General features: G+C 38.8%; 15 protein-coding genes and 1 riboswitch. Of the genes, 3 read left to right on the top strand and 12 right to left on the bottom strand.

The features are described from left to right. Positions 1-228: 228 nt before the first annotated feature. From MJY40_RS04140 to fumC, 4 genes are all read right to left on the bottom strand, one after another. A complete protein-coding gene (locus tag MJY40_RS04140) occupies positions 229-4,218 on the bottom strand; it encodes an S-layer homology domain-containing protein (protein WP_317855785.1) in 3,990 nt (1,329 codons plus the stop codon). 114 nt (positions 4,219-4,332) lie between these two features. Continuing rightward, positions 4,333-4,556: riboswitch (cobalamin riboswitch) on the bottom strand. Between the two features lie 458 nt (positions 4,557-5,014). Continuing rightward, positions 5,015-6,190 (bottom strand): NAD(P)-dependent malic enzyme, encoded by a 1,176-nt coding sequence (locus tag MJY40_RS04135; RefSeq protein ID WP_317855784.1) that lies wholly within the window; start codon positions 6,188-6,190, stop codon positions 5,015-5,017. A 23-nt stretch (positions 6,191-6,213) separates the two neighbouring features. After that, complete coding sequence (locus tag MJY40_RS04130; protein WP_416387494.1) at positions 6,214-6,384, bottom strand: hypothetical protein; 171 nt, start codon at positions 6,382-6,384, stop codon at positions 6,214-6,216. Positions 6,385-6,801: 417 nt separating this feature from the next. Further along, positions 6,802-8,166 carry a class II fumarate hydratase gene (gene fumC, locus MJY40_RS04125; RefSeq protein WP_317855783.1) on the bottom strand — a complete coding sequence of 455 codons (1,365 nt, stop codon included), beginning with the start codon at positions 8,164-8,166 and terminating at the stop codon, positions 6,802-6,804. Positions 8,167-8,380: 214 nt separating this feature from the next. Here fumC and MJY40_RS04120 point away from each other — a divergent pair, with 214 nt between their 5' ends. Further along, the gene (locus tag MJY40_RS04120; RefSeq protein ID WP_317855782.1) at positions 8,381-9,016 is read left to right on the top strand and encodes an HAD family hydrolase; all 636 of its coding nucleotides are present in this window, start codon (positions 8,381-8,383) and stop codon (positions 9,014-9,016) included. Between the two features lie 64 nt (positions 9,017-9,080). On the opposite strand, the gene MJY40_RS04115 is transcribed toward MJY40_RS04120, so the two are convergent. Then, the gene (locus MJY40_RS04115; RefSeq protein WP_317855781.1) at positions 9,081-9,797 is read right to left on the bottom strand and encodes a cyclase family protein; all 717 of its coding nucleotides are present in this window, start codon (positions 9,795-9,797) and stop codon (positions 9,081-9,083) included. Between the two features lie 247 nt (positions 9,798-10,044). On the opposite strand from MJY40_RS04115, the gene MJY40_RS04110 reads away from it, so the two are divergent. After that, on the top strand, positions 10,045-11,250 hold the full coding sequence (locus MJY40_RS04110; protein WP_317855780.1) for an aminotransferase-like domain-containing protein: 1,206 nt from the start codon (positions 10,045-10,047) through the stop codon (positions 11,248-11,250). 205 nt (positions 11,251-11,455) lie between these two features. Here MJY40_RS04110 and holA read toward each other — a convergent pair whose 3' ends face one another. The 6 genes from holA to MJY40_RS04080 all read right to left on the bottom strand — a co-directional run bounded on the left by holA (position 11,456) and on the right by MJY40_RS04080 (position 18,339). Continuing rightward, a complete protein-coding gene (holA, locus tag MJY40_RS04105; RefSeq protein WP_317855779.1) occupies positions 11,456-12,463 on the bottom strand; it encodes a DNA polymerase III subunit delta in 1,008 nt (335 codons plus the stop codon). After that, positions 12,423-14,678 carry a DNA internalization-related competence protein ComEC/Rec2 gene (locus MJY40_RS04100; RefSeq protein WP_317856410.1) on the bottom strand — a complete coding sequence of 752 codons (2,256 nt, stop codon included), beginning with the start codon at positions 14,676-14,678 and terminating at the stop codon, positions 12,423-12,425. Before MJY40_RS04100 ends, holA begins: the two co-directional genes overlap by 41 nt. A 116-nt stretch (positions 14,679-14,794) precedes the next feature. Further along, positions 14,795-15,751: a GerMN domain-containing protein gene (locus MJY40_RS04095; RefSeq protein WP_317855778.1), complete on the bottom strand. Its 957-nt coding sequence runs from the start codon at positions 15,749-15,751 to the stop codon at positions 14,795-14,797. Positions 15,752-15,798: 47 nt separating this feature from the next. Beyond that, complete coding sequence (locus MJY40_RS04090; protein WP_317855777.1) at positions 15,799-17,289, bottom strand: sensor histidine kinase; 1,491 nt, start codon at positions 17,287-17,289, stop codon at positions 15,799-15,801. Continuing rightward, positions 17,237-17,926, bottom strand: coding sequence for a response regulator transcription factor (locus tag MJY40_RS04085; RefSeq protein ID WP_317855776.1), 690 nt, complete (start codon positions 17,924-17,926; stop codon positions 17,237-17,239). The genes MJY40_RS04090 and MJY40_RS04085 overlap by 53 nt, the downstream gene beginning before the upstream one ends. A gap of 14 nt (positions 17,927-17,940) precedes the next feature. Further along, positions 17,941-18,339 carry a ComEA family DNA-binding protein gene (locus MJY40_RS04080; RefSeq protein WP_317855775.1) on the bottom strand — a complete coding sequence of 133 codons (399 nt, stop codon included), beginning with the start codon at positions 18,337-18,339 and terminating at the stop codon, positions 17,941-17,943. Between the two features lie 196 nt (positions 18,340-18,535). Here MJY40_RS04080 and MJY40_RS04075 point away from each other — a divergent pair, with 196 nt between their 5' ends. Continuing rightward, positions 18,536-20,104, top strand: coding sequence for a D-alanyl-D-alanine carboxypeptidase family protein (locus MJY40_RS04075; RefSeq protein WP_317855774.1), 1,569 nt, complete (start codon positions 18,536-18,538; stop codon positions 20,102-20,104). Positions 20,105-20,187: 83 nt separating this feature from the next. Here the strand turns inward: MJY40_RS04075 and MJY40_RS04070 are convergent, their stop codons facing one another. Continuing rightward, positions 20,188-22,101, bottom strand: a complete 1,914-nt coding sequence (locus MJY40_RS04070; protein ID WP_317855773.1) for an ABC-F family ATP-binding cassette domain-containing protein — start codon at positions 22,099-22,101, stop codon at positions 20,188-20,190. Positions 22,102-22,110: the final 9 nt, after the last annotated feature.

Raw genomic sequence — 22,110 nt, 5'->3', positions numbered from 1 at the left:
TAGGGGCGACCCTGTGTGGTCGCCCGCTGTTTCTGGCATGGCAACACTCATCTTAAAAGGGACTTAGTTTTCAAAAATAGGTTTAACAAGAGAAAGGTGATAGGAAATATCCTACCACCTTTTTTTATTGGTTATATATGGTTTATATAGCGGACAGATATAGAATCTGTCCCTACAATTCCAATATAGGCATTGCGGGATGGGAAACCCAACCCCTACGAAGCATTTTCATTCATACATATAGTGCATCAAAATCATTGCCACTTCTGCTCTTGTGATTTCATTTTTGGGTGACAATGTGGTTGCAGTTGTGCCAGAAACAATGCCTTCTGATACAGCCCACAACAATGCCGCTTCTGCCCATGAAGAAACATCTGTTGCATCTTCATAGTTTGCAAATGTCATCATTTCCACTTCTGGTTTGCCTGCATATCGCCAAAGCATGGTCACCAACTCTTCACGTGTCATGTTGTTTTGTGGATTGGTGCCATCAGAAACACCATTCTCCATTGCCCAATGCATACCCGCTTCATACCAAACTTCACTGGTTTCATAGGCATCGCCACTCATACGCAACAATACAGAAAAGAACATAGCCCTTGTCATTTCCAAATTGGGTGCAAAGTCATTTTCACCAACACCACTAAACAAACCAGCTTCTGACACATATTGCACCGCTTCAAAATACCAACTATCTTCTGCCACATCTGTAAATTCCTGTGTTGGTACTACTTCTGTAGCTTCTTCTGCTGTTTCTTCCAATATTTCTTCTGTCAATTCTTCTTCTAAAACATCTTCTTCTGTCAACTCTTCATCCACACTTCCAGAACCACTACTCGAAAAATCTTTAGATGCTTCTTCTTGTGTATAATCATCGGTATAGTGCAAGATGATTGCATCTCCATTGGATAATACATATTCATTGACACCATAATCCGGATATTTGCCATTGACCATATACAACCAACCTGAAAGTGGTCCATTGTCAAACTCTGCTAAGCCATCCACTTCTGTGATGTAATTTCCAGTGCCATTTTCATAGGAAATACCAGCATCATCCATAGCCATTTGCAGTGCATCCCAAGCAGTTGCACCAGAAGTCACTGTCACATATGTTTTCTTTAAAAACAGCTCGAAGTCTGATGAATTTTGACTGAACACATGCACTTCATCGGTATCATGTTGGCTATCACCATAGATGGTTACAGATACTGTATTGTTTTGTGTTGTAGTGGGTACAGAACCCTTTGTGATGGTCAAAAGAACCTCTTGGGTTTCTGTTGCAATGGTAAATACATTTGCTCCAGTTACCAAAATATAAGATTCCTGTGGTGTTTCATCATTGATGGTGTACACTTCTGTTGTAATTGGTAAAATCCCAATGGAATCAATGGTATAGGCAACACTGGCTGTATAATTTCCATCATTTCCCTTTGTTGCTTCACGTACGCTACCTGCCACATCTACATACAATGCTTCAATACCATCTGCATCACCAGAAGCATTGCCAGTCAATTGCAATAAATAAATCACTGGTTCTTTGTCGCCATTTTGTACAATGACACGCACCAAAGTGGTATCGTCTTTTGTCACCACAAAACCAGTTGCCATATCTCCATCTGCAATGCGTTGGTTGTTGACATACACATTGTCATCTGCATTCTGATTTTCTACTGAAATGGAAATGTATTTCGCATCTTCTACAGACACAGAATATACCATTTTGCCTTCTTCGATATTGACTGGAATATCACCCAATACAGATGAAATCACAATTTTCTCTGGTGCTTCTGTTGTGCCAACTGCTGTTTCTTGTGGTGTGGTGCGAATCACCGCTGCCACTTCTGTTGACTTCTCACCAAATGCACCTGCCCAAATATTAGATGCTGTCACCACCTTCACATAATGGAATTCTTTATCTTCTACATCAACTGGCAAACCATCTGCATCCACTGCCCAAGTCAAGTCAAAACCATTTGCATTTGCTGGTGATGCGATATAAGAATTTTTATCCAAAACACAATAGTTATTGGAAGATGGATAGGTGGTTGCTGTGTAGTAATCTACATATCCAAAGGAAGCTGCTGCTGCAAAGGAAGCTGTGGTACCAGACCCCATAATAGTTCCATCTTCTTGTGATGGCAACACAATTCCTGTCAATGTAATTCCTTCTGTTTGACCTGTAAAATCATGAAGTGGGTAGTTGGATACAACGGGATATGCACCTGTGGAATAGGCACTTGCACTGGTGTTTCCTTGGTTATCCACCCAAGATGTTTTGCCACTGCTCAATTTGGAATAGGTCACTTCATAGTCCCAAATGGTGCTATCTTCATAATGTTCGCTACCTGCCAATGCATACCAAGTTTCGTTATCCTCTGATACCCAAACCTGACCCACTTCTCCAAGACTGCCACCTACAGATGAAGAATTGCCATTGACATAGAAATCCATACCATACATGTTATTTGGATTGTTGGTGATGCCATTTTCATAATAATAGGTGATGTATCCACCAAAATTACCAAGTGATTTTACAGTTCCCATCAAGGTATATTCTGGATACATTCCAGTAGTGGCATTGGTGTATTGGGAATTGATTGGTAAATAATCCACCACATAATCTGGCATATCTGCTGCTGATGTGGTATAAGCACGAAATACATAGGAATTGGTGATGCTACCATCTTCTGCAACCACATCAATTGTTTGATTGGAAGTTGTCAAAACAAGTGTATACTGACCATTTTCTGCTACCTGTTCCACATTACCCAACCAAGCAGTTGCACCTTCAGAAATGGTATAGGTAATGGTATCTGTTGTAATACCACTTTCTTGCAATACAAGATAGCTGTTGTTTTCTGGTGTAAATGGTGCTGAAATATAGCCTGTTTCTGCCACTGCTGTTAAGATTTGTGCTGAATTTGATGCCACATCCACAGAATAGATATGAAGCACATAGGTATTGATGTTTTCTGGGTCATCAAAGCCATTGTTGTATACCATATCGTTTCCTGAAACCAATTGCACCAAAACATCCATTTGATTGGATGCATCAAATTCCAAAATGATGGTATCGGATATGTCTGTCCAAGTAATGCCATTATCTGTGCTATAACGCATTGCTTCTTCTGTGGTAAGTGTTGATAGTGTCAAAGAAAAGCTTTCCAAAGCATCCAAAAAATAAGAATTATATTCGTTGACTGTTGTGGAAATACCTGTGTTTTCTGTTTCCAAACCATCTATCATTTGGAAGAAAGTACCTTCTGTAACACCTTTGTACATTGTGGAAAGGATATCACGTCCCACTGGTGCCACCACAATTCCTGTACTGGAAAAAGTATTCACATCAGAATAAGGTCTTGTAATGTAGAAGGTGTAGGTTGTGCTATTTTCTGGATTTGCAATTTCGCTGATGCACACCACAAAATCCGTTGTTCCATATCCAAAATTAGAAAAAGTTGTATATTTATTGGTGGTTAGAGCTGTTATTTTTTCTGTGCCTGTACTATCGGTGTATGTGATTTCCACCTCATAAATTTCAGAATCAAAGGAAGTTGTGGAAGAAATACCAATGGAACTTGTGGTATAGAGCTTCAAGTTCAAGTTGTATTCATATACTTCTGCATCAAAGGTGGTATTGGTCACCCATTCCCCTGAAACAAAGGAAGTTGTCAAGACATTGAATGTGTCAAATGTTGGACTGGATACTTCTTCTAAAATCGCCAATTCTTCAAGGATTTCTTCTTCTAATTGTAATCCTTCTTCTAATTGTAATTCTTCTTCTACTGGTGGTTCTTCCTCTAATTGCGGTTCTTCTGTATCCAAAACATTATTTTCTGTGGTTGTATCTTCTGTTTCTGGTGTTATTTCTGATTCTACTTCTGTTTCTGTATCAGATTCAGTCTCTGGTGCTACTTCTTCATCAGATTCTGGTGTTATTTCTGCTTCTGGTGTTATTTCTGCTTCTGGTGTTATTTCTGCTTCTGGTGTAATGGTTTCTTCTGTGACAACTTCATTTGTATCTTCCAAAGAATTTGTGGTTTCCTCGACTACAGTATCCATATTGTCTACTGCATCTGATACTGTTTCTTGTTGCACACTTGGAGTGGTTTCACTGGTTGTATCTTCCATAGCAAAGGTTGGTATGGATGAAAATAACATGGTACAAGCCATTGTCATTGCCAAAAGTTGTTTTTTGAGTTTCATTCTTTTCATTGATTTGCTCCTTCTTTTTCATATCCCCATAAAAAAAGCCATGACAACCAAAAAAGATTGCCATAGCCATTTATCTAACGCAAATAAAACCAAACATCTTATCGTTGATGTTTAGAGTCAATATATAGGTTTGCAGTTCTTCTGACTTGTGCTTGTAGATTTCTCTTGCGTTTCCTTCTAGCCTTCCCAGTTGCCCAGTGACCAATTTTCATTGCACCATTTTTTGATGAAGAAGGATACTCCACACTTACAGCGGCGGGTCCGTAGGGAATTACACCCTGTTTCCTCTATTCCCTGACTGTCCATAACCAAGGAATACAAACCATTTTGATATGGTATTAGGGTATCACGAAAGATGGGTTTCGTCAATGATTCTGAAAGAAAGTTGTATTTGTTCACCAAATGCTTATTTTGTGTAGTGATGTTTGTTTTGTAGGGGTGACGTTTCGTCACCCGTTGGTTACAGTTATAAATTGATATTTGTGGCAATTTATAACGGCAAGAGTAGAGGTCATCATTTTGCAAGCAAAATCACACTACGTGTGACCGCCACTTCTTTGGCGGTGAGCCCTTGCTCTACAGGTGCATCTCACTTCTATTTGTAGTGATTCACAACGGGATGTCGAGGACGCCATCCCCTACATTTTATGATGGTGTATCGTAAGGGTGCACCTATGTGTGCACCCGTCCACCCTAATTTCTAGGCACACATATCTTAAAATGGGACATTTATATTATTGCAAACGGGCAGATATAGAATCTGCCCCTACATATGTCAAATACACTTTGATACAATTTATCTACCAATTCTTGCAGTACCTTCTTCAATTGCAACATCAGCAACCGCTTTTGCAACTGCATCTGCCACAGTTTTATCCAAAGCAGAAGGAATGATATTTTCAGCATGCAATTCGCTTTCTGGAATCAAATCCGCTAGGGCATATGCTGCTCTCATTTTCATTGCTTCTGAAATTTCTTTGGAGCGTACTGCCAAAGCACCTTTGAATAAGCCTGGGAATACCAAAACATTGTTGATTTGATTTGGGAAATCAGATCTACCTGTACCAATGACCATAGCACCACCAGCTTTTGCTTCTTCTGGCATAATTTCTGGTGTTGGGTTTGCCATTGCAAAGATGATTGGTTTGTCCATTGTGGAAACCATTTCTTTAGTCACCATGTTTGGTCTGGAAACACCGATAAATGCATCAGCACCTTTGAGTGCATCTGCCAACAACCCTTTTTCTTTGTTCAAATTGCTGATATGAGAAATTTCTTCTTGACCTGCATTAAGACCTGCATCACCTTCACAAATGATACCATTGATATCACACATAACAATGTTGCCAAATCCCATGGAAATGAGGAATTTACCAATGGCAATACCAGCAGCACCAGCACCATTGATGACAATTTTCACGTCCCCCATTTTTTTGCCAACCACTTTCATGGCATTCATCATAGCCGCTGCAACCACAATTGCAGTACCATGTTGGTCATCATGGAATACAGGAATGTCACAAATCTCTTTGAGTTTTGCTTCGATTTCAAAACAACGTGGTGCAGAAATATCTTCCAAATTGATGCCGCCAAAGCTTTTGGAAATCAAGTACACTGTTTGTACAATGGTATCCACATCATTGGAATCGATGCAAATTGGAAATGCGTCCACATCACCAAATTCTTTGAACAATACGCATTTTCCTTCCATAACTGGCATACCAGCAGAAGGTCCAATGTTGCCCAAACCAAGAACAGCGGAACCATCTGTCACAACTGCAACCAAGTTGGAACGTCTTGTGAGTTCAAAGGATTTTTCTTCGTCTTTTGCAATGACACGACAAGGTTCAGCAACGCCTGGTGTGTAAAGCATGGATAAATCTTCTCTAGTTTCTACTGGTTTTCTGGAAATTACTTCAATTTTCCCTTGCATTTCATAATGTAATTGTAGTGCTTTTTCGTCTAATGTCATGTTGTCCTCCTGATTGATTTTATTTATGGTGTAAAATAGCAATCCTCTTGCCATTTCTGTTGGTTTTCGTCTATGTATTGCCAGATTTTAAGGTATGTTTTCTCGTTGCGGATGATGTGTTCATGGAAGGAACGTTGCCAAACTTGTAAATTCGGTTGCGTTTCATGTATTCTTTTGGATGCATTCATCTTCAAATACCCAACCACCTTGGATAATTCTGAACGCCCTTGTAGGGTCGATTCACGAATCGACCGCTCTATATCCTCATCCTTTCCAGCAAACGTATCATCAAATGGATATGATTTGGCATAATTACATACTTATCAATTTTCACATTTGGATATCGTTGTTCCAAATCTATGATAACGGATTCTACTATGACGCCACATGATGACAATTGAATTTTGTTTTCGGGCGATTCGTGAATCGCCCCTACAGTTCCAAAAATCGGCTGTTTGTTGTGGGCACATATGGTTACAAAATATACACCCATTTGACTATAATCATATTCCCGTAATCGGTTTCTTTTTCGTTTGGGTAATTCCATCACAACACCTATTTGCGGTTGATTCGTGAATCAACCCTACATCTGATATTTTTGTATTCTTATTTTAGATCATTTCCTCTGGTTTGAATACTTCATCAAATTTTTCTTCTGTCAAGAACCCAAGGGACACACAGGATTCTTTCAAGGAAATATTTTCTTTATGTGCTTTCTTTGCTGTTTTGGCTGCATTTTCATAGCCGATATATGGATTGAGGCAAGTCACAAGCATCAAAGAACGATGCAAGTTTTCTGCCATTTTTTCTTCATTTGCAACAATACCAGAAACGCAATGTTCTCTAAAGGAATCCAAGCCATCTGCAAGCAAACGTACAGATTGCAAGAAGTTTTCGATACATACAGGCATATATACATTGAGTTCAAAATTCCCTTGGGATGCACACAAACCAATTGCAGTATCGTTTGCCATAACTTGTACAGCAACCATAGTCACTGCTTCACATTGGGTAGGATTCACCTTACCTGGCATAATGGAGCTACCTGGTTCGTTTTCAGGGATGAAGATTTCACCCAAACCACAACGAGGACCACTGGAAAGCCAACGCACATCATTTGCAATTTTCATAAGATTTGCTGCCAATGATTTGATGGCACCATGAGCAAACACCAATTCATCCTTTGCTGTCAAAGCGTGGAATTTATTTTCTGCTGTGATGAAGGATTCGCCTGTTAATTTGGTTACCTCTTCTGCTGCCGCTTCTCCAAAGCCTTCTGGTGCATTGAGACCAGTTCCAACAGCTGTACCACCAAGAGCCAATTCTGCCACTTCCACCAAACTCATTGCAATCATCTTTTTGGATTTTTCCAACATATTTCTCCAACCACTGATTTCTTGACCAAAGGAAATAGGAGTTGCATCTTGCAAATGGGTTCTACCTGTTTTCACAATATTTGCATTTTCTACTTCCAAACGAAGAAGCTCACCAATCATACGTTCCACAGCTGGCAAAAGTTGGTTTTTGGTTTCCAAAACTGCTGCAATGTGCATTGCTGTTGGGAAGGTATCGTTGGAGCTTTGGGACATATTCACATGGTCATTGGGATGCAACAATTTTTTGCCTGCTATCTCATTGCCACGATTCGCCACAACTTCATTGACATTCATATTGGATTGTGTGCCGCTACCTGTCTGCCAAACTGCCAATGGGAATTGGTCATCCAATTTGCCAGCCAAGATTTCGTCACAAACTTGACCTATGACACCACATTTTTCTGCGTCCAATTTGCCCAAACGATGATTTGCATTTGCCACTGCTTTTTTGAGAATTGCAAAAGCACGAATCACTTCAACTGGAATTTTTTCTGTTCCAATTTTAAAGTTTTCCAAACTTCTTTGGGTTTGTGCACCCCAATATACGCCAACTGGGACTCTGATTTCGCCCATAGAATCTGTTTCAATACGATATTCCATAATTCTTCTCCTTTTCAAAATACGACATTATTTTTATCATACCATAAAATTTCTTCACTGGGTATATCTTCTGCAAAATTTATGGGAACCTGTTGTTTTTTCTTTGGAATAATGATACACTGCAAAAGAACTAAATTCATCGCATTTCATGGCGGACAGCTCCAAGGGTTGTCCCTACAAAGTTTATTTATCGTAAAACAAAAGGAGTTATCTTATGAACCATATTATTTTTGATTTGGATGGAACTTTACTTGCTTCCATGCATGTTTGGAGAACTGTTGGCATTGATTATTTGGCAAAATTTGGCATTTCTGCGCCAGATGGTTTCTTCGATTTTATGAAAGAACACACCATCACACAAACTTGTGAGCATATGAGTTCTGTTTTGGGTGTACCACAAACACCAGAAGAAATTGCTGCTGGTATTGCTGCTGTGGTAGACAATGCCTATCGCAACATAGTCCAATTGAAACCAAATGTACTAAACTTTTTGGAGCAAGAATATGCAAAAGGTACCAAAATGTGTATCTTAACCGCATCGGAAAACAGCTTTGTTTTGCCTGCAATTGATCGTTTGCAGTTGCACAAATATTTTGAATTCATTATGCCATGTTCCGAAATCAATTCTTCCAAAGATTTCAGTTTGCCCTATGAAGTGGCAATGGAGCGTATGGGTGGCACAATTGCATCCACATTGGTTATGGAAGATGCTTTGTATGCCATCAAAGGTGCAAAGTCTGGTGGTTTTACCGTTTATGCAGTTGCCGAAGATACTGCCATGGATGATTTCAAAGAAATTGTTGCAACAGCAGACAAATACATTGAAGATTTCAAAGAAATTTTAGATTGATTCAAATAAAAAATACCCCCAAGCCATATGATTGGTTTGAGGGTATTTCATTTTTTAGATTTTTTTATTTGGGGAAAATTGCCACGCAACGAGCTGTGAAGCCTTTGCCACCTTCGATACGAGGGAATCCACAGAAGATGATACCACCTGTTACCGGAAGTGTTTCCAAGTTGATCATCAATTCAATTTGAATTTTATCTTGTCCCAACCAATAGCCTTCTGCTTGCCAACCATCTGTTTTTACATTACATGCAGGATCTGTATCTGCTGGTTCATGTCCAATACAACCAACGCCACGTTCCACCAACAATTCCAAAGCTGGAACACCCCAACCAGGATAATGTTCTTCACCATCAGCATCCTTTGCACCTTCTACTGTCCAACCTGTACGCATTGCCACAAAAGCATTTTCAGGAATTTTGCCATTGGTTTCTTCCCAAGCCAAAATATCTGCTGGTGTGATTTCATAATCTGGATTCCCTTGGAATTCCTTGGTCAAATCAATGACACAAAGGGGGAATAGCATTTCCTGTGCAGTGATCAAATCCAAAGTTCTACCACCTTCTGTAAAGTGAATGGGTGGATCGATATGTGTACCATATTGGCTGACCAAATCGTAACATTCGCTGGCAGCACCATGTTCTTTTAAGTTCAAAATTTCCCTTCTGGTCATAGCAGGGAACAGAGGATGATGCACAGTTGTTTCTGTAACCAAACGACTCAGCTCCACCCACTCATACGCTGGAGATTTCAATTCATTGACCATATTCCATAAGTTCATAAGCAAACTCCTCTCTATATCACATCATTTTATACGTCACACAAACACAAATGTATCTGTATTGTATCCATGGTATCACAATTTCAACTGGGTTTCAAGAACTTTTGTATACATGTATACCAAAAATATCCATATCTTCGTTATCGTCTTGCTTTTTTTTCAGTACCCTTTATAATAAAATTAAGTATGATTTTTATGATTTCTTTGGATGGCAATTGCCATAAACACGAAAGGAACTGGTGAATTTATGAAAGAATTTGCGAAACGATGGGATACTATGCAACGTTCTTGTGATACCCTAAAAATTGTAATCAACTCTATGACAGATCCAAATGTGCTTTCCTTTGGTGGTGGTGCTCCTGCAAAAGAAGCATTGCCTGTGGATATTGTACATGAAATTGCAAATGATGTTTTGACAGAAGGCAGTCGTGGTTTGCAAGCTTTGCAATATGGTACTGCAAAAGGTTTGTTGGACTTGCGTGAAGGTATTGTGGAAAGTTTACTTGCACCAAAGGGCATTCCTGCTACTGCTGATGATTTGGTGATCACAGGTGGTGGCATGGAAGCGGTTTGTATCATCTGTGCCACTTTCTTAAACCCTGGTGATGTGATTCTGGTGGAATCGCCAACCTTCTTCCATTGTATGATGACATTTGAAATGTATGAAGCAAAATGCATTCCTTGTGCAACCGATGAAAATGGTTTGGTGATGGAAGATGTGGAAGCCAAAATCAAAGAATATCATCCAAAAATGATTTATACCATTCCAACATTCCAAAATCCAACTGGTATCACCATGAGTGCAGAGCGTCGTAAAAGATTGGCTGAACTTGCTGCTGAATATGATGTTCTTGTTTTGGAAGATGACCCTTATCGTGACATTCGTTTCATTGGTGAAGATGTGCCTGCAATCAAAAGCTTTGATACTTCTGGTAATGTCATTATGGCAAACAGTTTATCTAAAATTTTCAGCCCTGGTAGCAGACTTGGTTATATTGTTGCTGACCAACGTTTCCAACAGAAATTCTGTGATGCAAAAACCGCTATGAATACCCATACCAATGTGCTTTGTCAGGTTTTGGCTTCTGAATTCTTCAAACGTGGATATTATCCAGACCATCATAAGAAAATCTGTGATTTGTATCGTGAACGTAGAGAATTTATGCTCAAATGTATTGATGAACACTTCCCAGAAGGTACCAAACATACCTATCCTGAAGGTGGTTTGTATACATGGGTGGAATTGCCAGAAGGTTACAACACCACTGAATTGTTGGCTGAATCCCTCAACACTTGTAAAATTGTTTTTGTTGCTGGTGAAGGTTGTTTTGCTGAAGGAAATGGATATGGTTCTCGTTACATGCGTTTGAATTTCGCCAGTGTACCAATGGAAATCATTGCAAGTGGTATCCAACAATTGGGTGAAATGATTTGTGCATATCCAAAGAAATAACAAAATAATATAAATTATAAACATAATAAAAGCACCTTTCTATCCTATATGCGATAAAAAGGTGCTTTTGTTTTATCCCTGTGAAAGTCAAGTATTAGTAGTGATGGGTTTCCATGCCCACCCGTTTGTTTTGTGGCTGTTCATGACGGGCACCCACACAGGGGTGCCCCTACAACTACATGCTTGTGTTTTGTAGCAATTTATTTTATCCAAGCAAACCTGCACTATATTTCATAATGAGCATTTCCACTGCCACTTCTTCACCCATCAAACCATTTTTGATTTGCAAATCCGCTTCCAAGCAATCAGACAATGCTTTTTGCCATTGTTCTACAGAAAAACGTCTACTTTGCTTTTGGTATTCCTTCATTTGAAATTCTCGTATCTCCAATTTTTCTGCAATCATAGCATTGGGCAACCCTTCATTTGACAACAACGCTGTTTCCAAAATCAAACGAAATTGTCTGGTGACCAATGACAAAATCATATATGGAGATTGTTTTTGCAACAACATATTTTTGTATATGGTGATGGCTTGTTTTGGCTTTGCTTCTGCAACCGCTTTCACCAAATCAAAGACCTTAGATTCCAAGGATGGTGTACATACCTCCAACACATCTTCTACTCGAATTTCAGATGCACCATTTTTGTAGGCAATGAGTTTGCCAATTTCCTGTGACATTGCTTCCATATTGGATTCTACACGTTGTAAAAACTGTGCTATGACACTGGCTGTAATGGAAAGTCCACCTTGTTTGCATTCTCTTGCAATCCAAGCAGTCAATTCTTTTTCTGTAGGTGTTTTAAACTCCACTACCTGTCCTATGGAAGATACTTTTTTATACAAGCGATTGTTTTTTTCTACCTTTTCTTCCACAAACAAAATGCATGCTGTATCTGGCAAAGTTTCCATATATGCAAGAAGTTTTTCACCTTCTTCTTTTGCAGAACCCTTTTGGAAGAATCCACTTCTTTTCACCACAATTAAGCGTTTGTCATTCAAAAAAGGAAATGTTTCTGCACTTTCCATGATCTTTTCGGCTGTGGCTCTTTTTTCTTCCAAAACCTCCAAATTCATCAATTCTGCTCCAGCTGGCAAAATGGATTCCATCAATGCTTTTTCGTAATTTTGCACCAAAAAAGTTTCTGTTCCATAAAACAGATAGCATGTTTTAAATTCTCCATTCTTCCACTGCTTTTTTAATTCTTTCATAAATCAAATCCCTTTCTTTGACACATTCCACATCTATACTGCCATCTGGTGACAGGTATAGTAAAATACTACCCATCTGGTCTGTTCGATACACATCCGTATCCATATACCCCAAATTTTTCAATACACTTCCATCGGGGTATCCATATATATTATCTAATCCACAAGAGATGATTCCCATTTCAGCTTCAACACCTTCCAAAAATGCCAAACTACCAGAAGCACTTGAACCATGTGCTGGCAATTGCAAAATATCGGAACGCAAATTTTCTCCTTGGCGTTCTAGTAACAGTTCTTCATCTTCTTTTGTGATATCACCTGTCAATAAGACGCTAGTACCACCATAGGAATATCGCATCACCAAAGAACCATGGTTTTCATTGCCATCTACAAAGCTCACATCTGGAATGGGATATAAACATTCCCAAACGCCATCTTGCCAAGGTGTTATCATCCCTTCTTCTAAAGTATATAATAAAACGTTGTTTTTTGCTATCCTTACTTGAAATAACCACCAATAAGTTAAGTCATCTTGTGGATATGGTGTGAAATAAATGGATTTGACAGGTAATACATCCAAAACTTCCACTGCACCAATGACATGTTCCAAGTCCAAATGGGTGATGAACATACCATCCAATTCTCCAATGCCCAAATATTCCAGATATGGTACAACCTCATCCACACCTACATTTCCACCAATATCAGAACCATACCAACCACCACCATCTATCATAACAGCATGTCCATCATAGGTGGAAACGATGATACAATCTCCTTGATCCACATCCAAAAATGTAACCAGATTGCGTTTGTATATCAATTCATTTCCATAGATGGAAAACCACAATGCAAATCCAAAACAAATTGCAGTTTTCCAATTACAGAAACGATTTCCATATAAAAATACACAAAACATGAATCCATAAGCCAGAAATATAGTTGCCAAAGAAGGAGAACCCACCAAAACATAACCATTTGGTACACTATCTGCAAAGATACAAACGCCATCAATATATAGGATAATCAATTTGACCATTGATGCAAACACAGGCGCCAATGGTGGAATCAAAAATCCACTGATGGACAACAATACCAAGCACCCCAACAACACACCCAAAACTGGAAGCACCACCATATTCACCAAAATTCCAATCAAGGATATGGAATAGAAATAATATGCCACCACTGGATAACTGAACAAAGACGCATACACACAGCTACGCAATACCATATAGCTCTTTTGTCTTATATTGGCATCTTCTGGCAATGTGGAACGTGCAACCCACAAACCAATGACTGTAACAAAGGATAGTTGAACCCCACCTTGGAATAAATACAATGGTTGTATACACAAAATTACCAGTGCTGCAATTGCCACATTGTTCCACCAAGTGCTTTTACGTCCAATCAAATGACCCACCAAAACCATATTCCCCATGATGACAGCTCTTATGGAAGATGGTGCTGCACCAGTAAACAATACATATACTATGGAAGCTGCAATGGTACATAAAATCAATGGTTTTCTAGGTATTCTGAATACACGTTCCAAAATTGTATGCAAATATAAAGTAAACAAAGCAATGTGCAACCCTGAAACACAAAGCATATGTTGTATGCCACATCTTTCATATAAATCCAAAGTATCATTTGCAATATAATCCTTTTCGCCTGCCAAAACAGCCTTTGCAATGCTACTTTCTATTTCTAGCAAATAGGTATCCAAAACACCAAACAGCGATTCTTTCCAACGTGCAAATACCAGCCAAATATCTTTTGATTCTTCTACCATGCCTAGGGATTCCAAACGCTCTGGATACACAGAATAACCTATACCCTTTGTCAAATAATACAACCAAGGATCAAATCCATTTGGTCTGGATGCTGGTGATAAATCTTCCAATTCTCCTTTGAAACGTATGCGTTCACCAATGGAATACATATATGCTTCATCTTCTGAATAGGGTACAACAAGCACCACACCATGGGTGGATTCCACATCCATATCCAGTAGCAATCTTTGCGTGTTTTCCCCTGTAATCATCACATCTGTCACCGTTGCAGTATAGTTATGTGATGGTACTTTCTCCAAATTCACATCTATAGCACTGCCGCTACGTATGATACCAAGCGTTACAAAAACCACCAGTAATATCATACCATCCCATTCTCTTTTTATCACGAATCGTAGAGTGCAAATGCAAATTACCATGAAAAAAACTAGGAATACCATTTCTGATACCCCTAGTCTCATATAAATTCCACATATCATAAAGATTGCTGCCCATATAGCTGGACACTTGACTTTCATTTCTATCACTTCCAAAATCATCCAATAATTGAGCCCACACCATTAACAGGTACAAAGGGTGTACCAAAGTCCACATGACCTTTATACACATCCATTTTTTCACCTTCAATGAGGAACTGTATCTTTTGTACAGAATCCAACTCTGCCAAAGAATTGACAATGGAATAGATGGTCAACAATTCTCCTGCTGCGTCACCTGCATGGTTTGCCACAAATTCTTGACTCAAATTCACATAACAAATGCCATCACTTGTGGTTGCCACATCCAAAATTTTGGTACCATCTGGAATCACACTGGTATAGCTTTCTTCCCTTGGACCTGCAATGAGTTGTTCCAAAATACTCAACTCTTTTGCTTGATTTGCAATGACTTCCACCACACGATCTTCCATCACCAAATCGGATTTGTCTTCATTTGCAAAATACAATTTCAAGATTGCATATTCCGTTGTATTTGGTGAAATTTCTGCACTAATGGACACATTTTGTCTATGTAACAAACCATAAGTCACATTACTTTTGCTGACCAATGGCTCATTTTCCACACGCAACGATATGGATGTGATGAATTGCAATGAAGTCAATGACCAAACCAAGGAAGATCTACACAAAATTTCTTCCACCGCTTCCATTTCATAATATTCTTTGGAAAAATCAATATATGCAATGCCATCTTCCAAGAGAATGGATTTCACTTCCAATGTTTCTGGTATGACTGCTGCAAATCCTTCTCCTTCTGATCCACTTTGCAATTTTGCAATGACATCCAAAACCAGTTGTTCATTGGAATCTGCTGTCATTTCTGTTTCCAATAATTTCATTTTATTGGCAGTTCCTGTGTAATATAGCTCAACTGTATTGTCCTTCTTTTGCCAAAAATGATCCTTAACCATAATGGCAACAAAAACCAAAACAAACATAATCAGCAAGCTTAAAAATACACCAAACCACTTTTTCTTCTGAACCAAAGGCACACACACCTCCTCTTTTATCGATACAAGAAACCGTTTTCTGATACAAGTTATTGACCTTGGTGCAAAGGAATACGTACCATAATTGTGGTACCTTCATCTTCTTTACTGGTCACTTTGATGCTACCTTTGTGCATACGTACTGTACCATGTGTGATGGAAAGTCCCAATCCTGTTCCACCTGTTTCACGATCTCTTGTTTTATCCACACGATAGAAACGATCAAAAATACGTCCCACTTCGTCTTCTGGAATACCAATTCCCGAATCTGCAACGGTAATGAATGCATTTTGATGGTCTGCTTCCAAAGTCACTTCCACTTTTCCTTCAGCAGATGAATATTTGATGGCATTGTCAATCAAATTGGATACCGCCAACACCAATTTCACTTCATCCACCTGTGCCAAAACTTCACCAGATTCTTTATATGCAATCGTAATATCTTTGACCATTGCCAAAGGTTGCATACGTTTGATGATGCCTTGAATCAATTGGTTTAAGCTGGTTTCTGCAAAGTTCAAAGGTACTTCTGTTTGATCCAACTTCACCAAAGTCAACAAATCGTTGATGATAGCTGTCATACGATCCACTTCAGAATTGATGTCATGCAAAAATTCCACATACATTTCTTTAGGTACATCTTCTTGCAACAAAATCGCTTCACTCAAAACCTTAACTGAGCTAAGAGGTGTCTTCAATTCATGGGATACATTGGAAACAAATTGCTGTCTGGTGGATTCCACCTGATCCAACTGGTCTGCCATTTCGTTGCAGGCAATCCCCAAATCCACAATTTCATTATGCACTCTACCATTCATTTGCAAACGTTCACCAAAATAACCTTCTGACATTCTTTGGATGATTTTGGTCATACTGAGCAGTGGTCTTGTGAAAATACGTGACATGACAATCATCAAAATCAACAAGCCAATTGCAAGCCCCCAAAGCAAGGTATCGCTTCGACTACTGATTTCTGACAAAATATCTTCTATATCTTCAATTCCATCTGAAATGAGCACTACACCCATTCTAGTGCTGTCGCTATCCACAATAGATGCTGCTGCATAAATGGACCCATTTTCCTGTTCATTTGCAATATCCTTGTTTTGCAACGCTTCCAACACTTCTGGCAACACAACGGTTTTGCCTGTTTCTTCATATCCACTGTCATATACCACAACACTGGATGCATCCAATACCAAAATACGATATTTATTTCCTTGACTGATTTCCAAAATGGTTTCTTCCATTTCATCTCTACCACCATCATTTTCCAAATAGTCAGAAGAAATGATTTGACCAGAAATCATATTGGCTTGTCCCAGCAATTCACGCTTTCTCTCTTCTATGAAATACCCTTTCATGGAATAGAGCAATGTGCTAGAAATTAAGAGCAAAGGTACCAAACCAATAATCAAATAGGTTCCAAGCAAAATCCATCGCAAACTGATATAAAATGGCTTTTTTTTCTCAAAAACCTGTTCTTTTTTAGTTAAAATAGTAACCCACTCCCCATTTTGTAAAGATGTATTTCGGTTCACTTGGATTTGCTTCGATTTTTTCACGCAAACGTCTTACATGCACATCCACAGTACGTACATCACCAGGGTAATCATATCCCCATACAGTATCCAACAATTTTTCACGACTATAAACCTTACCAGGGTTTTCCATCAACAATTCCAACAAATCAAATTCTTTTGCTGTCAAATTGACTTCTTTGCCACTGATAAACACACGTCTGCTATCGAAAACCAATTCCAAGTCTCTTGCTTGCAATGTGTTTTTCACTTCTTCTTTTTCTGCTTCTTTTTTGGTACTACGACGCAAAATCGCTTTGATTCTTGCTTTCAGTTCCAAAATATTGAAAGGTTTTGTGATATAATCATCTGCTCCATATTCCAAGCCCATGATCTTATCCATATCTTCACCCTTTGCAGTAACCATAATGATTGGAATTTGTGAAAATTCACGCACTTGTTGGCACACTTCCAAACCATCCATTTTAGGCAACATAACATCCAACACCACAAGGTCAAATTTGGAATCTTTGATGTTTTGCAAAGCTTCTTCTCCATCATAAGCAGGTGTCACTTCCATGCCATCTTGTTCCAAAGAAAATTTAATGCCTTTTACAATTAACTTTTCATCATCAACAACTAAAATTTTATATGCCATTGTATCCTCCTAAATCATATACATATATAATCGCTTATGGATTCTATTGTTTTGATACCAATACCCTCCACATCGTCCAATTCCAATATAGAAGTGAATGCTCCAATCACTTCACGATACTCCAAAATACGTTTTGACAAAACTTCACCAATGCCAGGCAAAAGTTTCAATTGTTCCTCTGTTGCAGTATTCAAATCGATCTGCTCCAACATACCAGCTGGATACACAGCACCCTCTTGACCCCATATATACAAAAGCTCTTGGGCAGTACGTGGTTCACCAAAGGACAACTCTACCGTTTCATGTTCTAAAAAATATACATTGGTTGTATAGAAAAACAATCCAAAGAAAACCAAGATTAAAATTTTATGAGAAACCAAATTTTTCACTTGTTTTTTTACCTTTTTATCCATGTTTTTCCATATCCTTCCTATTTTTTGGTAAAAAACAGAAAACTACATCTTGTGCTTTTCTTACATTTATATTACAATTATTAACAAAAGAATACAAGACCTTGTGAAAACTTTCTTTTTTGTCACACCAAAGGTTTCCAAAAAGCACTACCTCTATCATAGCACAAAAATTCAATTTTACATATAGGAGAAATCAATGAAACGCATTTTTTTAATTTTTTCCCTCATTTTAACCATGACATGTTCCCATATCACAGCCTTTGGTGCTGATGTGGAAAATATACTCACATACAAACAAGCAAATGAACCTGTTGTTTCTGCTGAAACCGCCATTTTGATGGATGCCAAAACAGGTGATATCTTATACGAAAAAGATAGCAACAAGCAAATGTACCCCGCCAGTATCACCAAACTCATGACCGTTCTTTTGGCTTTGGAAAATTCAGAGCTGACCGATGAAGTTACCTTCTCCAGAAATGCTGTCTTTAGCATTGAACCCAATAGTGCACATATTGCCATTCAAGAAGATGAAATTTTAACTATGGAACAATGCATGTATGGTATTTTGTTACGTTCTGCAAATGAAGTTTCCAATGCAGTTGGCGAATATGTTGGCGGTTCTATGACAGACTTTGCAACCCTTATGACAGAACGTGCTGCTACCCTTGGATGTTTGAACACCAATTTCACCAATGCAAATGGTTTGTTTGACGAAAACCATTACACCACAGCTTATGATATGGCACTCATTGCCAAGGAATTGTGGTCCATTGAAACCTTCCAAGAATTATCTGAAAGCACCTATTATGAAATTCCACCCACAAACAAACAAGTGGAAACCAGATATTTACACGGGCAACACCAAATGCGTAACACCACATCTTCCTACTACTACGAATATGCCGTTGGTGGCAAAACAGGGTATGTGACAGAATCCCTCAACACCTTGGTCACCTTTGCAGAAAAAGATGGTATGGAATTGATTGCTGTTGTGCTCAAATGCAATGGTGGTGAACATTATGTGGATTCTACCGCTTTGTTTGAATATGGGTTCAATAACTTCCAAACTATGGAAGTCTTTTCTGCAACTGGCATCAGCAACACCATTGAAATTACAGACACCTATCAAGAAGAAACCATTTCCCTTGGCACTGTAACAGCAGTTCCAACTGCATCTGTATACAAAACATTGCCACTCTCCACAAATGTTTCTGATGTGGAATATGCCATTGATTGTCCTGAAACTTGGATTGCACCGGTTGATTCTGGTGAAGCAGTTGGTAGTGTTTCCATTCTTTTGGATGATGTAGAATTGTATCAGGTGCCTATTGTCACACAATCTGGCATTGCAGCCCTAACTGATTCTGAAAAAGCAGTTATGGAGAAAGCTGAAAAATTGGATTTGACCAAAAAGACCGTTGCCACAGTTGTGGTTGTAGGTATTATCTTATTTATTTTGCTGACAGGAAAAGGTACCATCAAACGGTTCAAAGCGAAACAAAGACGCAAAGCTCGAGCACAAGAACGTCGTGAACGTTTGGCACAGGAACATGAAAACACCTACAAGCAAACATTGCCTGCTAGAAGACCTTTGAGCAACAAAAAGCCAAATACTCCTAGGAAAGCACCAAATCCATACTATAATCAAAAAGAAAGCCAGCCACGTGCTCCAAGAAGTGTTTCCAAACCAATGGAACGCAACCACACTTCCTATACACACAGAAAATCATCTTATAACGAAAATTTCAATCATAGATCCGATTGATGTATGCCCTCTGTCCAAATGGATGGAGGGTTTTTGCGTATACAAAAAGGGTGAATATAGAATCCACCCCTACAATGTATCATTTATTTATCGTTAGAACCTTTATTTTCTGCAATCATTTCTGCAAGTTCTGTCAATTCCATCCAGCGTTCCATTTTTGTTTCCAATTCCAATTCCAAGGATTCTTTTTTCTCTGACAACTCTTGGAGTTTGGTGTATTCTGTGGTACAAGCATTCATATCCTTTTGGCACTGTTCAATCTTTTCTTCCAAGTCTGCAATGACATCACCAATGGTGTCAAATTCTCTTTGGTCTTTGTAACTCATTTTTGTGATGGGTGCCTGTGATTTTTCTCTTGGTGTTTCTGTTTTTTGTACCTTTTCTGCCACATATACTGGAATTTCTGCCATTTTTGCATCGTGATAATCGGTATAGCCACCTTCATATTGCTTGATTTGACCATTGCCCACAAACGCAAACATACGATTTGCAACCTTATCCAAGAAATAGCGATCATGGGATACCACAATAACAGCACCCATAAAGCTTTCCAAATAGTGTTCCAAAATCATCAAAGTTTCAATATCCAAATCATTGGTTGGTTCATCCAAAAACAAAATATTAGGCGATTCCATCAACACACGTGCCAAGTACAATCTACGTTTTTCACCACCAGACAACATAGAGATGGGTCCACGTTGCATATCTGGTGCAAACAAGAATTTTTCCAACAATTGGGATGCACTGATTTTACCATCGACCATTTTGATGTATTCGCCAACTTCTTTGATGTAATCTAAGACAGAAATACGTTCATCCATTTCTGCATTTTCCTGTGCAAAAATACCGATTTTTACTGTTTCACCACGTTCAATGGTACCGCTATCTGGTTCCAAATTGCCTACAATCATATTCAGCAATGTGGTTTTGCCACTACCATTGACACCTGTGATGCCGATGCGATCGTCACGCAAAATGATATAGTTAAAATTCTCAATAAGCTTTTTATCGCCATAGGATTTGCAAACATCAATGAGTTCAATGGTTTTTTTACCAAGTCTACTACCAATGGAGGACAATTCCACATTTTGTTTTTCTTCTGGTGCTTTGATGGAAGAAATCTCATCAAAACGTTGCAATCTTGCTTTTTGTTTGGTGGTACGTGCTTTTGCACCTCTACGCACCCATTCCAATTCTGTACGCAAGAAATTTTGACGTTTGCGTTCGCCTGCTGCTTCCAATTCTTCACGTTCTGCTTTCATTTCCAAGAACTTTGTGAAATTGGCTTGATAGGAATAGATATTTCCCTTTTCCAATTCCAATGTGCGATTTGCAACACGATCCAAGAAATATCGATCATGTGTTACCATCAAAAGTGCTTTGGAATATTTAGACAAATGCGCTTCCAACCACTCCACTGTATCGTGATCAATATGGTTGGTGGGTTCATCCAAAATGAGCAAATCCACAGGAGCTATGAGCGCTGCTGCCAGTGCCACACGCTTTCTTTGGCCACCTGACATAGTTTCCACTGTTAGTGTGAAGTCTGTAATGCCCAATCGTTGCAAAATGGTTTTGGCTTCGCTTTCCAATGACCACAATTCTTCTTTGTTCATTTCTTCTGTCAGTTTTGCCACCTTTGCAATCAAATCTGTTTGTTCTGGATGGATTGCCAATTCACCAATGGCTTCTTCATATGTACGCACCAAAGCCAATTTGGGATTTTCTCCTTTGAACACCTGTTGCAACACAGTGGTACCTTCCACAAAGAGTGGATCTTGAGACAAATATCCAATTTCCATACCATTCATTGTTATGATTTCGCCACTATCGGCACTGCCAACACCAGCTACAATCTTCAACAATGTGGATTTTCCGCAACCATTGACACCAATAACACCAATCTTATCTCCTTCATGGATACTAAAATCAATATCATCAAAAATCACTCGTGTGCCATAACTTTTACGTATTTTTTCTCCTGTTAAAAGTACCATGTTCCATCC

This window comes from Chakrabartyella piscis, from assembly GCA_030067835.1.
Classification (GTDB): domain Bacteria; phylum Bacillota; class Clostridia; order Lachnospirales; family Anaerotignaceae; genus Chakrabartyella; species Chakrabartyella piscis.
This window is presented reverse-complemented; position numbering and strand designations above follow the sequence as displayed.